Here is a 17718-nt window from a genome sequence, read left to right as displayed (position 1 = left end):
TGTCATTCATTCCGGCCGTCCGCCCAATTCCCGTGTTCAGTTCCCTCTATCCGCTGGCCCGCGCATCCCTGTTCAAGATGGATGCGGAAGACGCTCACCACCTCACGCTGCGCGCGCTCGGCGCCGCCGGCCGCACGGGCCTCGCCTGCGCGCTGTCGGCCCGGGTGCCCGATGCGCCGCGCACCGTGATGGGCCTCACGTTCCGCAACCCGGTCGGCCTCGCCGCCGGCCTCGACAAGGACGGCGCGGCCATCGACGGCCTCGCGGCGCTCGGCTTCGGCTTCATCGAAGTCGGCACGGTCACGCCGCGCCCGCAGCCGGGCAACCCGCGCCCGCGCATGTTCCGCCTGCCGCAGGCGGAAGCGCTGATCAACCGGATGGGCTTCAACAACCACGGCGTCGATCAGTTCGTGAAGAACGTCCAGGCGGCCCGCTATCGCGGCATCCTCGGCCTGAACATCGGCAAGAACGCCGACACGCCGATCGAACGCGCAGCGGAAGACTATTTGTACTGCCTCGAGCGCGTGTATCCGTTCGCGAGCTACGTGACGATCAACATTTCGTCGCCGAACACGAAGAACCTTCGCCAGCTGCAGGGCGCGGGCGAGCTCGACGCGCTGCTCGCCGCGCTGAAGGACAAGCAGCAACGCCTCGCCGACCTGCACGGCAAGCTCGTGCCGCTCGCGCTGAAGATCGCCCCCGATCTCGACGACGAGCAGGTCAAGGAAATCGCCGACACGCTGCTGCGCCACAAGATCGAAGCGGTCATCGCCACCAACACGACGCTGTCGCGCGCCGCCGTGCAGGGCCTGCCGCATGCGGAAGAAGCCGGCGGCCTGTCGGGCCGCCCGGTGTTCGACGCGTCCAACGAAGTGATCCGCAAGCTGCACGCCGAAGTCGGCAGCGCGGTGCCGATCATCGGCGTCGGCGGCATCTTCTCGGGCGAGGACGCCCGTGCGAAGCTCGCGGCCGGCGCATCGCTCGTTCAGCTGTACACGGGCTTCATCTATCGCGGCCCCGCACTCGTCGCCGAATGCGTGAAGGCGATCGCGCGCGAACGCGCCGCGTAATATAGCCATAAGCAAACGATATATAGCGTCCGATTGCATTTTTGCTATGATCGGCCTCACGTTCTGAATCAAGCGCCCCGCTGGGGCAAGGAAGCTCACACGATGAAAATTTCGCTGCTGAAGAAGCTGCTGGTCGCCGGCCTGATCGGCACGTCGTTCGCCGCCGTCACCGCACATGCGGCCGACCTTCTCGACCAGGTGAAAGAACGCGGCACGCTGCGCGTCGGCCTCGAAGGCACGTTCCCGCCGTTCAACTCGAAGAACCCGCAAGGCGAGCTCGTCGGCTTCGACGTCGACATCGCGAAGGCCGTCGCCGCGAAGCTCGGCGTGAAGGCCGAGTTCGTCACGACCGAATGGAGCGGCATCATCGCGGGCCTGCAGGCCGGCAAGTTCGACGTGATCGCCAACCAGGTGGGCATCACCGACAAGCGCAAGGAAACGCTCGACTTCTCGCCCGCGTACACGTATTCGTCCGCGCAACTGATTCAGCGCAAGGACGACACGCGCCAGTTCAAGTCGCTCGAAGACCTGAAGGGCAAGAAGCTCGGCGTCGCGCTCGGCACGAACTACATGGACATGGCAAAGTCGGTGCCGGGCATCGACGTGAAGACGTACCCGGGCGCGCCCGAGTATCTGCGCGACCTCGCGGCCGGGCGTCTCGACGCGGCGCTCAACGATCGCCTGATGCTCGCGTACCTGACGAAGAATTCGCAACTGCCGCTGCGCCCGGGCGCGAACGTCGGTTCGGCGAACCCGTCGGGCATCCCGTTCAAGAAGGGCAATCCGAAGTTCCAGAAGGCGATCGACGACGCAATGTCGCAACTCGAAGCCGACGGCACGTTCACGAAGATCTCGGACAAGTGGTTCGGTGTCGACGTGACGAAGCCGATCAAGTAAGCACGCCTCTGTTTCCCGCCTGACGGCGGGCCGGAAAGGGCGGCATCCGAAACGATGCCGCCCTTTGTTTTATCGGTCCGGTTTATGATTGCGCTTTCGCGCACGCATTCGCTTCGTATTCCATGTCGACAACGTCCCTGCTCGTCCAATCGCTGCCGGTGCTCGCCCAGGGTGCCGTGCTGACCGTCAAGTTCGCCGTGCTGTCGATGGTATTCGGCCTGCTCGGCGCCGTCGTGCTCGCGATGATGGGCATCCGGCAAAGCGAGGCGCTCGAAGGCTTCGAACGCGTGTGGGTCAACGCACTCGCGTGGCTCGCGCGCGCGTACGTGAGCCTGATGCGCGGCACGCCGCTGCTCGTGCAGATCTTCGTCATCTATTACGGGCTGCCGAGCCTCGGCATCTCGCTCGATCCGACGCCCGCCGGCGTGATCGCGCTGTCCGCGAACGTCGCCGCGTACATGTCCGAAAGCATGCGCGGCGCGATCAACGGGATCGCGCGCGGCCAGTGGCTGGCCGCATACAGCCTCGGGTTGTCGTGGGGGCAAACGCTGCGCTACGTGATCGGCCCGCAGGCACTGCGCATCGCGGTGCCGAGCCTGTCGAACAGCCTGATCAGCCTGATCAAGGACACATCGCTCGTGTCGGTGATCACCGTGACCGAACTGCTGCGCAGCGCGCAGGAAGTGATCGCGGCAACCTACCAGCCGCTGCCGCTGTACCTGGCCGCCGCCGCTGTCTACTGGGTGCTGTGCCAGATCCTCGAATGGGTCCAGCGCTGGTACGAAAAGCGCCTGTCGCTGCCGGCGCGCCACTGAGCACGGCAGCTCTGCCGCCGGGCCGCGGTCGCGCGCCCGGCGCGCGCCTTCCCCTGCCGCTCGCCTACTCGCCCGAATAGCGCACGCCGAGTGCCGCACGCGCGGCGTCGGTCATCGCGATCATCCGGCGCGAGTGGTCGTGCGTCATGATCGGGCTCTCGAGTTCGCCCGCGCGCAACAGCTCGCAGAAATGCGCGGTCTCGTAGTTCAGGCCGCCGCCTTCGACCGGTGCATCGAGCTCCACGGTGCGCCCGTCCGCATAGCGGATCGTGGCCCGCGCCGGGTTCCACCACTTCTCGTGAATCGTCACGTGCCCGCCTGCGGCGGCAATCAGCGCGTCGCCGCGTCCCATCACGTCGAGCCCGCAAAAGAGCTGTGCGATGCCGCCGTTCGCGTGACGGCTGTTCAGGCTCGCGAACACGTCGACGCCCGTCGTGCCGATGCGGCCGAGCGTCTGCACGTCGACTGCCTCGCCGAGCCAGTCGACCGCGAGAAACGCTTCGTAGATCCCGATGTCGAGCAGCGCGCCGCCGGCGCGGTCGAGTCGGTAAACGGAATGATCGTCCGGCACCGACGACGACGCGCAGCCCGCGCGCACGAGCCGGATCTCGCCGATCGGATCGACGTGCAGGTGCGCGCGCAACCGACGATACAGCGGGAAGAACGGCGGCTTCATCGCTTCCATGAAGAGCCGTCCGGCCGTGCGCGCCGCATCGAGCACGGCATCGAGTTGCGTCGCGTTCAGCGTCGCGGGCTTTTCGCACAGCACGGCCTTGCCGGCGGCGAGCGCCGCTTGCGCGTAGCGTGCGTGACTGTCGTGGAGGGTTGCGATATAGACCGCGTCGATGTCGCTCGCGAGGAGCGCGTCGAGGCTGGCGGCAGGCGTGCCGCCGCTGATGTCGCAGAAGGCGGTCGCCGCGTCGGCGCGGCGGGCCCATACGCCGGCGAGCGTGGCACCCGGCACGTGGGCGAGGCTTTGCGCGAATCGGCGTGCGATGCTGCCTGCGCCGACGATGCCGAAGCGCACCGGGCGGTTGTCGAGGTCGTTCATCCGGATCTTCCGTGTCGGTCGTATGACGGGGGCCGGCACGCTGCCGGCCGGCCGTCATGATAAACGGCTCGCCGGCGCACGGATAAGCGACGCTTGCCGATTCAGGCGCGCACGGGCACGTCCACGGAGAAATCGCGCGAAATCTCGTCGGCGCTGAAATCGATCAGCGCGAGCGACGCCGCTTCGGCTTCGCGCGGATCGCGACGTTCGATCGCATCGACGACACGCGCATGCGCCTTCACCGCGACGTCGTGCGCACCGTCCTTCTGCGCGACGCGCGGATTCACGAGACGAACCGCCCCGCGCACGATGGCCGCCATCTGCTGGAAAAACTGGTTGCCGCTCGCCTGAACGATCCGCGTGTGCAGCAGTTCGTCCGCCGTGTCGTATCCGGGGTCGCCCGGTTGCAATACCTTGAACGCCTCGAATGCCTCGCGGATGCCCGCGATATCGGCCGCCGTCGCACGAACGGCTGCCTGCGCGGTCGCGCGCGGTTCGATCAGCATCCGGAACTCGATGACGTCGCGCATGAACTGCGGATCCGGCTTCGCGCGGAACCGCCAGCTCACCACGTCTTCGTCGATCATGCGCCAGTCGCGCATCGGTCGAACGCGCGTGCCGACTTTCGGACGCACGTCCAGCATGTCGCGCGCAAGCAACATCGACAATGCTTCGCGCATCACCGTGCGGCTTACGTCGAACTCTTTCGACAGCACGTCCTGCGGCGGCAAGATGCCGCCGTACTTGTCCTCGACGATACCCGCGACAAGCCCATCCATCACTTTGGCGACCAGTGACCGGTCTTTGCCCTGCTCCATGACACCTCCCCGTGCGTCGATTTGCGAACACCTGCTCCGCAGTTCCGCCGGCCCTGGTTACGACTGTTCTTATGATCTATAAGTTGATGAGTTCGAGGATATTTCGCTATCTGGTAAACACCTGACAGGGTTATCCCTCTTTTTGACGTGGTGATTTATAAGGCTTCAAAAAAAGCCCGGAAAGCGCGCTGCGCTTGCCGGGCCGGGCTTTCCGTCGCATTCGGGCATGCCGTCCATTACGGCATCCTGACGCAATTACGGACTGCTTCTCATTCAGTCTTGATTAATCCGGATAAACGATCGTTTCAACGCCGTTTGCCGTGCCGAGCAGACACAGATTCGCGCCGCGCTCGGCGAACAGGCCGACCGTCACGACGCCCGGCCATGCGTTCACCTGCGCCTCGAAACCACGCGGATCGGTGATCTGCAGGCCCTTCACGTCGATGATTTCGTTGCCGTTGTCGGTGATGTACGGCACGCCGTCCTTCGTCACGCGCAGCACCGGCACGCCGCCCAGCGCAGTCACGCGACGGCCGATCGCCGTGCGCGCCATCGGCACGACCTCGATCGGCAGCGGGAACGCGCCGAGCACCGGCACGCGCTTGCTGCCGTCCGCGATGCAGACGAACGTATCGGCCACCGACGCGACGATCTTCTCGCGCGTCAGCGCGCCGCCGCCGCCCTTGATCATCGCGCCGCTCGCGTCGATCTCGTCGGCACCGTCGACGTACACCTGCAGCGATTCGACATCGTTCAGGTCGAACACCTTGATGCCGTGCGATTCGAGGCGTTCGGTCGTCGCGATGGAGCTCGACACGGCGCCGCGGTAGCGCGATTTGACGGCCGCGAGCGCGTCGATGAAGCAGTTGGCGGTCGAGCCTGTGCCGACGCCGATCACCGCGCCTTCCGGCACGTTCTGGATCACATAATCGGCGGCTGCCTGGCCGACCAGGCGTTTGAGTTCGTCTTGAGTCATGGGATGGGAAAACAGCGGGATTGCAGAAAACCGGCAGTTTACCGGACTCGGATGACGACCCGGGCTTTTTCGGCGCATGTTGCGCCACCCGACACGCCGATCGATCTCGTCAGGGCGCGCCCGTTGCGGCCGCGTCCTCCGCTGGCGCGGTGGCGTTGGCGGGGAAATACTTGTCGAGCAACGCCTGCGCGATCGCATCGGTCCCGGCATCCGGGTTGCCCGCATAGTCGGATGGCCGGAAATGCATCTGGAACGCCGCGAATACGCGCCGTGTACGCGCATCGAGCACGCCATCGGTCGGCACGTCGTAGCCGTAGCGCGCGAGCTTCAGCTGCAGTTCCCGCACGTCGACGAGCGCATGCGGATCGCGGCCGCCGAGCCGCGCGGCTACGGTCGCATCGTCCGGCCACGCGCCGACGCCTGCTTGCGCGAGGGCGTGCCACGGAAACAGCGGCCCTGGATCGATCTTGCGTTGTGGCGCGATGTCGCTGTGCCCGACCACGCGCGTCGGCGGAATTCCGTAGCGCGCGACGATGTCCTTCGACAGGCGGATCAGCGCATCGACCTGTTCGGGCGAATACGGCTGCCACGTGCGGTTTTGCGGATCGAGCGGGCCGCGGTTCACGTTCTCGATGCCGATCGATACCGCGTTGAGTTCGGTCGTGCCCTGCCATGCGCTGATGCCCGCATGCCATCCGCGCTTCGATTCGGGAACGAGCTGGTAGACCACCGGCATCCCGTGTTCGATGCGCGGCTGCGGTGGCACGACGTAGTGCACGCTGACCGAATCGCCCGTCAGCGTGCGCAGCGATTTTGCTTCGTCGCTTTCGGTGTAATGCATGACGAGAAAGCGGATCCGCGAATCGGCGCCGCGCGCATGCAGGCTCGTATCGGCGTAGTAAGTGCCGCGCTCGACGAGCGACGGCGCCGTGCAGGCGGCCAGCAGGCCGAGGATGGCGCACGATGCGCCGAGGCGAAACAGGGTCATGGTCCGAGTTCCGGGAGCCGCGTGCCGCGCGTAGCCGCGGCACGCGTCGTTCGGGTCGAGGCCGTCACGGCCCGCGCAGCGCGCGCGGCCGCGTGCGTCGGCCCGTGTATCAGCTCTTCGCGCGCCGCTGCCGCACCGCTTCGTACAGGCACACGCCGCTCGCCACCGATACGTTCAGGCTTTCGACGCTGCCGGCCATCGGGATGCTCATCACTTCGTCGCAGGTATCGCGCGTGAGCCGGCGCATGCCTTCGCCTTCCGCGCCCATGACGATTGCGACGGGGCCGTCGAGCTTCGTGTCGTACAGCGTCCCAGGCGCCTCGTCCGACGTGCCGATGATCCACACGCCCGCCTCCTTCAGCTCGCGCAGCGCGCGGGCAAGGTTCGTGACCGTGATGTACGGCACCGTGTCGGCCGCGCCGCTCGCGACCTTGGCCGCGGTCGCGTTCAGGCCGACCGCGCGGTCGCGCGGCGCAATCACCGCATGCGCGCCGGCCGAATCGGCGACACGCAGGCAGGCGCCGAGGTTGTGCGGATCGGTGACGCCGTCGAGCACCAGCAGCAGCGCCGGGCCCTGGATGCCATCGAGCAGTTCGGACAGGTTCTGCGCGAGCGGAACGTCCTCGACGCGCGCGACGACGCCCTGGTGGCGCTCGGTATGCGCGAGGCCCCAGAGGCGGGTTTCATCGGCTGCGATCAGCCGCACGCCCGCTTCCTTCGCGGCGTGCAGGAAGTCCTGCATGCGGCGGTCGCGGCGCGTCTGGTCGTACAGCACCTCCGCAACCGTCGACGCATCGTGCCGCAAACGTGCGGTCACCGCATGAAAACCGTAAAGAACCTTCAGACGTGACATGACTGGAACAACCTTCGATCAAACGTGCGGCCGCGCGATGGGCGAGGCCGCGATCCATGAAAAAGGAAAGCGCCGCGTTGCCGGTGGCCGGGAGAACGCGGCGTCTCTCGATACTGCACGGGGCGCGCGCGTGCGCTGCCCCGAACGCTCAATACTTCTTGCGGGCGTGCGGCTTCTTCGCGGCCGTCTTCGCCGCCACGCCGCCCTTCTTCTTCGCGGCACGCGCGGCACGCGCCTCCTTCACCGCGACGGTCGGCGCGCTCGCGGCCTTCTTGCGACGCGGTGCGGCCTCTTCCACCGGCGGCAACGATCGCACGCGCGGGCCGCGATCGTTACCGTTGCCGGCAGCAGCCGGCGCCGGGGCAGGACGCGGCGCCTTCACCGGCGTGTCGCGCACGAGGCGGAAGTCGATCTTGCGCGCGTCGAGATCGACGCGGCTCACCTGCACGCGCACGCGATCGGACAGCCGATAGCGGATGCCGGTGCGCTCGCCGCGCAGCTCGTTCTTGATCTCGTCGTACTGGAAGTAGTCCGAGCCGAGTTCCGTGACGTGCACGAGCCCTTCGATGAACAGCGTATCGAGCTGCACGAAGATGCCGAACGACGTGACGCCGTTCACCATCCCGCCGTACTCCTCGCCGAGCTTGTCGCGCATGAAGTAGCACTTGAGCCAAGCCTCGACGTCGCGCGACGCTTCGTCGGCGCGGCGCTCGTTCGCCGAGCAGTGCAGGCCGAGTTCCTCCCAGATCGCCGTGTTCGAGCGCGAACGGCCGCGCGCTTCGTCGTCGGCCTGCTGCATCGCGCGGGCGCGCGGCGACAGCGCCGTGTTCAGTTCGAAGCCTTCCGGCGCCTTCGGCACGTACTTCTTGCCCGACAGGATCGAGTAGATCGCGCGGTGCGTGAGCAGATCGGGATAGCGGCGGATCGGGCTCGTGAAGTGCGCGTACGCCTCATACGCGAGACCGAAGTGACCGATGTTGTCCGGACTGTAGACGGCCTGCTGCATCGAGCGCAGCAGCATCGGCTGCAGCATCTGCGCGTCGGGCCGGTCGCGGATCTGCGCCATCAGCGCCGCGTAGTCGCTCGCGTGCGGCTTGTCGCCCCCGCCGAGCGACAGGCCCATGCCGCGCAGGAATGCGCGCAGGTTCTCGAGCTTCTCCGGCGTCGGGCCCGCGTGCACGCGATACAGGCCCGGGTGCTTGTTGCGCTTCAGGAAGTCGGCCGCACAGACGTTCGCGGCCAGCATGCATTCCTCGATCAGCTTGTGCGCATCGTTGCGTTGACGCGGCACGATCTGCTCGATCTTGCCCTGCGAGTTGCAGACTATGTACGTCTCGGTCGTGTCGAAATCGATCGCGCCGCGCTTCTGGCGTGCGGTGAACAGCGCCTTGTAGACGCCGTACAGATCCTGCAGGTGCGGCAGCAGGTCCGCGCGGCGCGCGGCCTCGGGCCCCTTCGTGTTCGACAGCACGGCGGCGACTTCGGTGTACGTCAGGCGCGCGGCCGAATGGATCACGGCCGGATAGAACTGGTACGCCTTGATCTCGCCGCGCGCGGTAATCACCATGTCGCACGCGAGCACGCAGCGGTCGACCTGCGGATTCAGCGAGCACAGCCCGTTCGACAGCTTCTCCGGCAGCATCGGGATCACGCGGCGCGGGAAATAGACCGACGTGCTGCGCTCCAGCGCGTCGGCATCGAGGCCGTTGCCCGGCTGCACGTAGTGCGACACGTCGGCGATCGCGACGATCAGGCGGAAGCCGTCGCCGCGACCGACCTTGGTCGGCTCGCAGTAGACGGCATCGTCGAAGTCGCGGGCATCCTCGCCGTCGATCGTCACGAGCGGCACGTCGCGCAGGTCGACGCGAAAGCGCAGGTCGGCCGGCCGCACCTTGTCGGGCAGCGCGGCGGCCTCATCGAGCGCCGACTGGCTGAACTCGTGCGGCACGCCGTACTTGCGCACCGCGATCTCGATTTCCATGCCCGGATCGTCGATGTCGCCGAGCACTTCGACGACGCGGCCGAGCGGCTGCGAATGGCGGCTCGGGAAGTCGGTCAGTTCGACGACGACGACCTGCCCGACCTTAGCCTTCTTCACGTTCTGCGTGATCAGGATGTCGTGGCCGATACGCTTGTCTTCGGGCGCGACGATCAGTGCGCCGTTCTCGTTGAGCAGGCGGCCGATCACGCGCTTGTTCGCGCGCTCCGTGACTTCGACGACATGGCCTTCCGGGCGGCCGCGGCGATCGTAGCCGACGATCCGCGCGAGCACGCGGTCGTTGTGCATGACCTTCTGCATTTCGCCGTTCGGCAGGAACAGGTCGTCCTGGCCGTCGTCGCGGATCACGAACCCGTAGCCGTCGCGATGCCCCTGTACGCGGCCCGCGACGAAGTTCGACGGATGGGTGAGCTGATAGTGGCCGCGCTTGTCGAGGCGGATCTGGCCGTCGCGTTCCATTGCGGCAACACGCCGGAAGAACCCTTCGCGTTCCTGGCGCTTGATCGACAACGCTTCGGCGATGTCGTTGGCTGCCAGCGGCGCGTCGCTCGTACGCAGCACGCCGAGAATTTCTTCACGGCTCGGAATGGGGTACGGATATTTGCTCAAGGGTTTGTCGATGATTGTTCTCGTTGCGTTGACTGATGGTGCACGGCATCAACATAGAAGTGTCCGTCAGACAGTTCTATAGTGACGGCGGCGGATCATTCTATCACCCGCCTGTGTTGCCAAATGACGCGAATGGCGCGTGCACGCGCCGCAGCGGCCGGTTTGCGGTGCATTGCAAAAAAGTGTTGACACGATTAATTGGGGCGCTATAATTTCGCTTCTTTGCAGCAAGCAGCTACTGCAAAACGTGCCCAGGTGGCGGAATTGGTAGACGCACTAGGTTCAGGTCCTAGCGGTGGCAACACCGTGGAGGTTCGAGTCCTCTCCTGGGCACCATCTGTTTTTTGAAAAGGCCGGCTTCATGCCGGCCTTTTTTCATTTCGAGCCTCGTAATGCACGCGCTGATCGCGCGATATGCCCGTCACGCCGATCGATAGCGGAATCCGTATTCGCACGCGTGTTTCCGGCGTGCAGGCTCGACCGCCTCTGCCGCCCAGACGCACGCCGAGAACATGCGATGCGTACGGCTGCGTACTTGACATCCGAACACCGACGTTCATTACGCCGCTTAAAACGGGCGGCAAGCTCAAGCCCGTCGCTTGCCCGGCTCGGCCGGCGACTGCCTCGACATGAAATCGCAAGCGACTGACGACTGACCGAAACTCGCGGTATCAGCGCAATCGACTTCATCGCAGACGTGGCTGCCCGTCCCTCGTCGTCAATCGCAACAAATCCGACGCCCTCCACGTCACGTGCGACCGGCCAGCGGGAGCCCGGACATGGCTACGCGAACATGCGGCACGCAAAATTTTTATCACCATCGCTCAAATTGTATTGACAGACTTTCAAGACACGCTAGAATAGCGGTCTTCGCATCGCAGCAAGCGAAACGTGCCCAGGTGGCGGAATTGGTAGACGCACTAGGTTCAGGTCCTAGCGGTGGCAACACCGTGGAGGTTCGAGTCCTCTCCTGGGCACCATCTGTTTTCTAAAAAGGTCGGCTTCTAGCCGGCCTTTTTTCATTTCAAGCCCAGGAAGCAAAGCGCCTGCGCGCTTTGCGCGAGGACTCGAAAGGCTGCGCTTGCAAGCGCAGCCGGGGTCGCGCATGTATGACCGAGTCCTCTCCTGGGCACCACTTTTAAGAAAGGCCAGCTTTTTAGCCGGCCTTTTTCTTTTTCACGCGCAGGAAACGCCGAGTAACGAAGCGAACTCGTCGCGCGCGACAAACCCATCACCCGTTCAGCAGCCGAACGGCCATCGAGACCGCCCGGCCGCCGAGCTCAAGCGCCGTTCCAGCGTTTCGCGGCAATCGCGACGCGCTCGCCCAGCACTTCGGCCGTCTTTCGGTCGCTCTCGAGAATCGCGTCGCCGCCCTGGTCCGCATTTGCCTGCGCCATCGCGCCGAGAAACGACCCGAGCCGATTCAGATCATTCACCGAGCCCGCACTGCTGTTGTTGCCGGGCATCAGGCCAAGGCTGACCCACAGCATCTGATGCTGGGCAGCGAAGACCGCCAGTTGTTGCAGCGTCGACAGTTTGTCGCCGCTTTGCGAAGCCGACACGGTGAAACCTGCGGCCAACTTGTCGCGCCACTTGCCCCAATACTTCGACGATGCGTCCATGAAGCCCTTGAACTGGGCGGACGCACTGCCCATGTAGGTCGGCGAGCCGAAGATGATCGCCTTCGCATCGCGCTCCAGGTACTCCCAGTGTTGGTCGATCGCGTCGACGGGAATCAACTTGACCGACGCGCCGTCGACTTTCTCGACACCGCGCGCAACTGCATCCGCAATAACGGCTGCGTGGCCGTAGCCGCTATGAAAAACCACTGCGATTTCAGACATGACAAGCTCCTTGGCGCGGACTCTTCCGCAATGAACAAAAACGTAACCGCAACAGTAACATATTTGATCGCGTCGCAAGCGATTTCCCCTACAGGTGCAGCACGCGCCATTGCGCGCCCCACGCCGCGGGTCAGCGCACGAGACAGGACGTCACCGACAACAACCTCGCCAGCAACGCCCGCGAATGTGCGCTCGGAGAATCCGCTCCATCCTAGATTCCTCGCACCCGCATCGCCCGGCCACCTCGGTCAAACCGCGACGGCCCATGCGCACCCTTTTTCACATATTCAACCGATCGCGCAAAAATCTGTTGACACCCCCTTCCGTCACGCTATAATTGCGTTCTTTCGCGATGCAGCAAAGCGAAACGTGCCCAGGTGGCGGAATTGGTAGACGCACTAGGTTCAGGTCCTAGCGGTGGCAACACCGTGGAGGTTCGAGTCCTCTCCTGGGCACCATCTGTTTTCTAAAAAGGTCGGCTTCTAGCCGGCCTTTTTTCATTTCCGGCTTCGGAATCATTGCGGGCAGGCTTGTGGATCCAGCCACCGCGCAACGCCGTCGGCCTGCCTACGCGCTCCACTCGGATGCGGGTTCCACGCCCGCCGTTCTACGCACGCAGTGCTTCCGCCGCAATGAGTCCCCGCCGCCGTTGCCGATTCATGCCCTCCTTGCGTGGAGCTCAACCGGGATTTCCCTAGGCTGACACGCCGTCGCTCACGCGGTTAAATAAATCAACGTGATTTATTTAATGCGTCGCAACCGGCGCGTTCATGGAAGGAGACGCCATGAGAAGCCCGCACATCGGCCAGGGAAGCAACTCGGCCAACGTGCGCCGTTACAACGAGCGCCTGCTGTTGAAGACGCTGCGCCGTGCGGGCAGCGCGTCGAAGGCCGACCTCGCCCGTCTCGCGAACATGACGGGCACCGCGGTCGGCAGCATCATCGCGTCGCTCGCCGATGCGAAGCTGATCGCATTCGCCGGCCGCACCGAGGGTCAGCGCGGCCAGCCGGCTTCGTTGATCCGCCTCGATCCGCGCGGCGCGTTCGGCATCGGCGTCCATCTGGACCGGATGCGCATCGAGACGGCGCTCGTCAATTTCGCGGGCGACGTGCTCGGCCGCCGCTCCCACGACACGCTCCTTCCCCCGCCCGCCGACGTGCTCGAAATCGTCCGGCACGATATCGATGCGATGCAGGATCTGCTCCCCGCGCATGAGCGCGCACGCCTGACGGGCGTCGGCGTCGCGCAGCCGTACAACCTCGGCGCATGGATGCGCGAGCTCGGCCTTGCGCCCGACACGTTCCGGGCATGGGAAGACGTCGACTTCGCGAGCGACCTCGGGCGCATGCTGTCGCTGCCCGTGTTCGGCGAAAACGACGGCAACGCGGCCGCGATCGCCGAACTGTTCTACGGGTACGGCCGGCAGTGCGACGACTTCGTGTACCTGTTCATCGGCCCCGCGATCGGCGGCGGCATCGCGATCGATGGCGATTGCCTGCGCGGCGTGACCGGCAATGCCGGCGACATCGCCGTGATTCCGGTCCCGCCGAGCCGGCTGGCCTCGGCACCGCCGCCGCGCGGCCCATGGGACATCCTGCTCGCCCGTGCATCGCTGCATGCGCTCGTGCGCCACCTGCGCCATCACGGCGAGACGGTCGAGAACCGCGCCGACCTCGAGGCCTGCATCGCGCGCGGGTTGCCAGCGGTCGACGAATGGATCGACGACTGCGTCGACGCACTCGCCCCGGCACTGCGCGCGGTGCTGTGCGTCGTGGACGCGCCGGTGGTCGTGCTCGACGCCGACACCGACGCCGGCCTGCTCGATACGCTCACGAGCCGCCTGCGCGCGGCGCTCGTCGCCACCGCGCCGGAAGCGCGCGGCACGCCGACGCTCGTGCGCGGTACGTTCGGCGCCGACGCCGGCGCGATCGGCGCCGCGACGCTGCCGATGTTCTTCAACTTCTCCCCGCGGGCCGGCATCCTCAAGGGCGCCCGCACCGAATCGCAGGAGGTCAACCATGTCGCGTTCTGAGTCGCCCCGGCCGCTGCTCGAGATGCGCGGGATCAGCAAGACGTTCCCGGCCGTGCGCGCGCTCGACAACGTCAGCCTGACCGTCTATCCGGGCGAGATCCACTCGCTGATGGGCGAAAACGGCGCGGGCAAATCGACGCTGATGAAGATCCTGTCCGGCGCGTACCGCGCCGACGCCGGCGGCGAAATCCTGATCGACGGCGAGCGCATCGACGTCGACGGCCCGCTCGCCGCGCGCGATGCGGGCGTCGCGGTGATCTATCAGGAGCTGTGTCTCGCGCCGAACCTGACCGTCGCGGAAAACATCTACGTCGGCCGCGAACTGCGGCGCGGCAACCGGCGCTGGGGCACCATCGACCGCGCGGCAATGGCGCGCGGCTGCCAGGACGTGCTCACGCGTCTGGGCGCCCCGTTCGGGCCGGACACGCTCGTCGGCACGCTGTCGATCGCCGAGCAGCAACTCGTCGAGATCGCGCGCGCCGTACACACCCGCGCACGCATCCTCGTGATGGACGAACCCACGACGCCGCTGTCGTCGCGCGAGACCGAGCATCTGTTCGGCCTGATCCGCCAACTGCGCGAGGAAGGTCTCGCGATCATCTACATCAGCCACCGGATGGCCGAGATCTACGAACTGTCCGACCGCGTGTCGGTGCTGCGCGACGGATCGTACGTCGGCACGCTGGAGCGTGAATCGCTGTCGGCCGAGCGGCTCGTCGCGATGATGGTGGGCCGCGACATCTCCGGCTTCTACAAGAAGGAACATGCGCCGTACGACCCCGGCCACCTGCTGTTGTCGGTGCGCGACATCGCCGACGGCGAGCGCGTGCGCGGCTGCAGCCTCGACCTGCATGCCGGCGAGGTGCTCGGCATCGCCGGGCTCGTCGGCGCGGGCCGCACCGAGCTCGCGCGGCTGATCTTCGGCGCGGAGCCGCGCACGCGCGGCGAAGTGAAGCTGGGCGACCGCACGTTCGGCGCGCATTCGCCGCGCGACGCGATCGACGCGGGCCTCGTCTACCTGACGGAGGACCGCAAGCGCCAGGGGCTGTTCCTCGACATGAGCGTGCGCGACAACATCAACATCTCGGTATGCAACCGCGACGCGCGGCTCGGCGCGCTCGATCTCGCACGCGGCGCCGAACGCGCGCGCGACGCGATCGCCTCGCTGTCGATCCGTGTGCCGAACGCGAACGTGAACGTCGGCGCGCTGTCCGGCGGCAACCAGCAGAAGGTGCTGCTGTCGCGCCTGCTCGAGACGAAGCCGCGCGTGCTGATCCTCGACGAACCGACGCGCGGCGTCGACATCGGCGCGAAATCCGAGATCTACCGGATCATCAACGAACTGGCCCGTGCGGGCGTCGGCGTAATCGTGATCTCGAGCGAGTTGCCGGAAATCATCGGCGTCGCCGATCGCGTGCTCGTGATGCGCGAAGGCGAGATCGCCGGCGAACTTGGCGGCCACATGCACACGCCCATCACGCAGGAAGCGATCATCGCGCTCGCCACCGGCTCACAGGCCGAACTCGCCGCCGCGCACTGATCACGGCCCCTTCATCTCCCTCTTAAGCCAAGGTACCGACATGATCAACCCGACCAAGCAGCGGAACCTCGCTTCCGCGACGGCCCATCCGGTGGCCAACCGTACGCCGCTGATGCGCGGCGCCGATCATCGCGCACGCATGCAATCGCTGATGCGCACCGCCGGCATGCTGCCGGTGCTGCTGGTTCTGTGCATCGGCTTTGGATTCCTGACCGACGGCTTCTTCACGCTGCAGAACCTGTCGATCGTCACGCAGCAGGCGTCGATCAACATCGTGCTCGCCGCCGGCATGACCTTCGTGATCCTGACGGGCGGCATCGACCTGTCGGTCGGCTCGGTGCTTGCCGCATCGGCCGTCGCCGCGCTGCTCGCATCGACCATCCCCGGCTGGGGCTGGCTCGGCGTGCCGATCGCGCTGGCGGTCGGCCTCGTGTTCGGCGCGATCAACGGCGGCCTGATCTCGTTCCTGCGCCTGCCGCCGTTCATCGTCACGCTCGGTGCGATGACGGCCGTGCGCGGCGTCGCCCGCCTGATCGGCAACGACACGACCGTCTTCAACCCGCAGCTGCCGTTCGCGTTCATCGGCAACGGCACGATCCTCGGTGTGCCGTGGCTCGTCGTGATCGCGGTCGCGGTGATCGCGCTGTCATGGTTCATCCTGCGCCGCACCGTGCTCGGCATGCGGATCTATTCGGTCGGCGGCAATCCGGAAGCCGCACGGTTGTCGGGCATCAACGTGCGGGCGATCCAGCTGTTCGTGTATGCGGCGTCCGGCCTGCTTGCCGGCCTCGGCGCGGTGATGTCGGCCGCGCGGCTCTATGCGGCCAACGGCCTGCAACTCGGCCAGTCGTACGAACTCGATGCCATCGCCGCGGTGATCCTCGGCGGCACGAGCTTCGTCGGCGGCGTCGGTTCGATCGTCGGCACGCTGATCGGCGCGCTGATCATCGCGGTGCTGACCAACGGTCTGGTACTGCTCGGCGTGTCCGACATCTGGCAATACATCATCAAGGGCCTCGTGATCATCGGTGCGGTCGCCCTCGACCGCTATCGCCAGCGCGACTCGGCCCGCACCTGACGCGCATTCCTCGCCGCGCATTTCTCATCATTCAACCATCAGGGCGCAGGCAGGTCCTCCTGCGCCCGTCCGCCAACGGACCTTCCGGAGACACAACGACATGTTCAAGCACAAAGCCGCCCTGACCGCCATCGCCTGCGCGCTCGCCTTCGGCGCCGCCGCCGCCCACGCAGCCGACAAGCCGCTGAAATCGATCGGCGTCACGGTCGGGTCGCTCGGCAACCCGTACTTCGTCACGATCGTCAAGGGCGCCGAAGCGCGCGCGAAACAGCTCAATCCGAACGCGAAAATCACCGCCGTATCGGCCGACTACGACCTGAACAAGCAGTTCACGCAGATCGACAACTTCATCTCCGCGCACGTCGACATGATCCTGCTGAACGCGACCGATCCGAAGGCGATCGAGCCGGCAGTGAAGAAGGCACAGGCGGCCGGCATCACGGTCGTCGCGGTGGACGTCGCCGCGGCCGGCGCGAACGCGACCGTGCAGACCAACAACGTGAAGGCCGGCGAACTCGCGTGCGACTACCTCGCCAAGAAGCTCAACGGCAAGGGCAACGTGATCATCGAGAACGGCCCGCAAGTGTCGGCCGTGATCGATCGCGTGAACGGCTGCAAGGCCGTGCTCGCGAAGAATCCGGGCATCAAGCTGCTGTCGAGCGACCAGGACGGCAAGGGTTCGCGCGAAGGCGGGATGAACGCGATGCAGGGCTACCTGACGCGCTTTCCGAAGCTCGACGGCGTGTTCACGATCAACGACCCGCAAGCGATCGGCAGCGATCTCGCGGCGAAGCAGCTGAACCGTCCGAACATCGTGATCACGTCGGTCGACGGTGCACCCGACATCGAGGTGGCGCTGAAGTCGAACACGCTCGTGCAGGCATCGTCGAGCCAGGATCCGTGGGCGATGGCGCAGAAAGCCGTCAACGTGGGCTACGGAATCATGAACGGCCAGAAGCCGGCCAACCCGATGATCCTGATCGAGCCGACGCTCGTCACGCGCGACAACGTGAAGGATTACAAGGGCTGGAGCAGCCCGCGCTGATCGCGCGAGGTCGGCCGCCCGCGATCGCGGGCGATGCCGGGCCGCGTCGCCGCGCGCCGCGACCGCCCTGCCCGTGCGCCCACCTCAATCGCCGCACCGCCC

14 protein-coding genes and 3 tRNA genes are annotated in these 17718 nt (G+C 66.0%); 10 read left to right on the top strand and 7 right to left on the bottom strand.

Annotation, left to right across the window (positions count from 1 at the left end; translation table 11 throughout):
- The first annotated feature begins 32 nt into the window (after positions 1–32).
- From WS51_RS18060 to WS51_RS18050, 3 genes are all read left to right on the top strand, one after another.
- Positions 33–1070, top strand: a complete 1038-nt coding sequence (locus tag WS51_RS18060; protein WP_059447218.1) for a quinone-dependent dihydroorotate dehydrogenase — start codon at positions 33–35, stop codon at positions 1068–1070.
- A gap of 102 nt (positions 1071–1172) precedes the next feature.
- Positions 1173–1967 carry a cystine ABC transporter substrate-binding protein gene (locus tag WS51_RS18055; protein ID WP_059501880.1) on the top strand — a complete coding sequence of 265 codons (795 nt, stop codon included), beginning with the start codon at positions 1173–1175 and terminating at the stop codon, positions 1965–1967.
- Positions 1968–2089: 122 nt separating this feature from the next.
- Positions 2090–2782, top strand: coding sequence for an amino acid ABC transporter permease (locus WS51_RS18050; protein ID WP_059447216.1), 693 nt, complete (start codon positions 2090–2092; stop codon positions 2780–2782).
- Positions 2783–2846: 64 nt separating this feature from the next.
- On the opposite strand, the gene WS51_RS18045 is transcribed toward WS51_RS18050, so the two are convergent.
- The 6 genes from WS51_RS18045 to rnr form a co-directional block, all read right to left on the bottom strand.
- The gene (locus WS51_RS18045; RefSeq protein WP_069229553.1) at positions 2847–3833 is read right to left on the bottom strand and encodes a Gfo/Idh/MocA family protein; all 987 of its coding nucleotides are present in this window, start codon (positions 3831–3833) and stop codon (positions 2847–2849) included.
- A gap of 101 nt (positions 3834–3934) precedes the next feature.
- On the bottom strand, positions 3935–4651 hold the full coding sequence (locus WS51_RS18040) for a FadR/GntR family transcriptional regulator (RefSeq protein WP_059447214.1): 717 nt from the start codon (positions 4649–4651) through the stop codon (positions 3935–3937).
- 283 nt (positions 4652–4934) lie between these two features.
- Positions 4935–5627, bottom strand: a complete 693-nt coding sequence (gene rpiA / locus WS51_RS18035; RefSeq protein ID WP_069229552.1) for a ribose-5-phosphate isomerase RpiA — start codon at positions 5625–5627, stop codon at positions 4935–4937.
- Between the two features lie 109 nt (positions 5628–5736).
- Positions 5737–6615 (bottom strand): N-acetylmuramoyl-L-alanine amidase, encoded by an 879-nt coding sequence (locus tag WS51_RS18030; RefSeq protein WP_069229551.1) that lies wholly within the window; start codon positions 6613–6615, stop codon positions 5737–5739.
- A 109-nt stretch (positions 6616–6724) separates the two neighbouring features.
- Positions 6725–7468, bottom strand: coding sequence for a 23S rRNA (guanosine(2251)-2'-O)-methyltransferase RlmB (gene rlmB, locus WS51_RS18025; RefSeq protein WP_069229550.1), 744 nt, complete (start codon positions 7466–7468; stop codon positions 6725–6727).
- Between the two features lie 148 nt (positions 7469–7616).
- Positions 7617–10076 carry a ribonuclease R gene (gene rnr / locus WS51_RS18020; protein WP_059447210.1) on the bottom strand — a complete coding sequence of 820 codons (2460 nt, stop codon included), beginning with the start codon at positions 10074–10076 and terminating at the stop codon, positions 7617–7619.
- Positions 10077–10325: 249 nt separating this feature from the next.
- Between rnr and WS51_RS18015 the strand changes: the two genes are divergently transcribed.
- Positions 10326–10412: transfer RNA gene (locus WS51_RS18015), tRNA-Leu, on the top strand.
- A 557-nt stretch (positions 10413–10969) separates the two neighbouring features.
- A tRNA-Leu gene (locus tag WS51_RS18010) sits at positions 10970–11056 on the top strand.
- 300 nt (positions 11057–11356) lie between these two features.
- On the opposite strand, the gene WS51_RS18005 is transcribed toward WS51_RS18010, so the two are convergent.
- A complete protein-coding gene (locus WS51_RS18005) occupies positions 11357–11920 on the bottom strand; it encodes a flavodoxin family protein (RefSeq protein WP_059451686.1) in 564 nt (187 codons plus the stop codon).
- Positions 11921–12291: 371 nt separating this feature from the next.
- Between WS51_RS18005 and WS51_RS18000 the strand changes: the two genes are divergently transcribed.
- From WS51_RS18000 to WS51_RS17980, 5 genes are all read left to right on the top strand, one after another.
- Positions 12292–12378: transfer RNA gene (locus WS51_RS18000), tRNA-Leu, on the top strand.
- A gap of 327 nt (positions 12379–12705) precedes the next feature.
- Positions 12706–13953, top strand: coding sequence for an ROK family protein (locus WS51_RS17995; RefSeq protein ID WP_059942817.1), 1248 nt, complete (start codon positions 12706–12708; stop codon positions 13951–13953).
- Positions 13940–15493: a sugar ABC transporter ATP-binding protein gene (locus WS51_RS17990; protein WP_059447208.1), complete on the top strand. Its 1554-nt coding sequence runs from the start codon at positions 13940–13942 to the stop codon at positions 15491–15493. The genes WS51_RS17995 and WS51_RS17990 overlap by 14 nt, the downstream gene beginning before the upstream one ends.
- Positions 15494–15533: 40 nt before the next feature.
- On the top strand, positions 15534–16571 hold the full coding sequence (locus WS51_RS17985; protein WP_059447207.1) for an ABC transporter permease subunit: 1038 nt from the start codon (positions 15534–15536) through the stop codon (positions 16569–16571).
- Positions 16572–16671: 100 nt separating this feature from the next.
- Positions 16672–17616 carry an ABC transporter substrate-binding protein gene (locus WS51_RS17980; protein ID WP_059544541.1) on the top strand — a complete coding sequence of 315 codons (945 nt, stop codon included), beginning with the start codon at positions 16672–16674 and terminating at the stop codon, positions 17614–17616.
- Positions 17617–17718: the final 102 nt, after the last annotated feature.

Origin of the sequence: Burkholderia territorii, from assembly GCF_001718335.1 — a bacterium.
GTDB classification, from domain to species: Bacteria; Pseudomonadota; Gammaproteobacteria; order Burkholderiales; family Burkholderiaceae; genus Burkholderia; species Burkholderia territorii.
The sequence above is the reverse complement of the archived record's forward strand: the minus strand, read 5'-3'. Positions and strand labels throughout refer to the sequence as shown.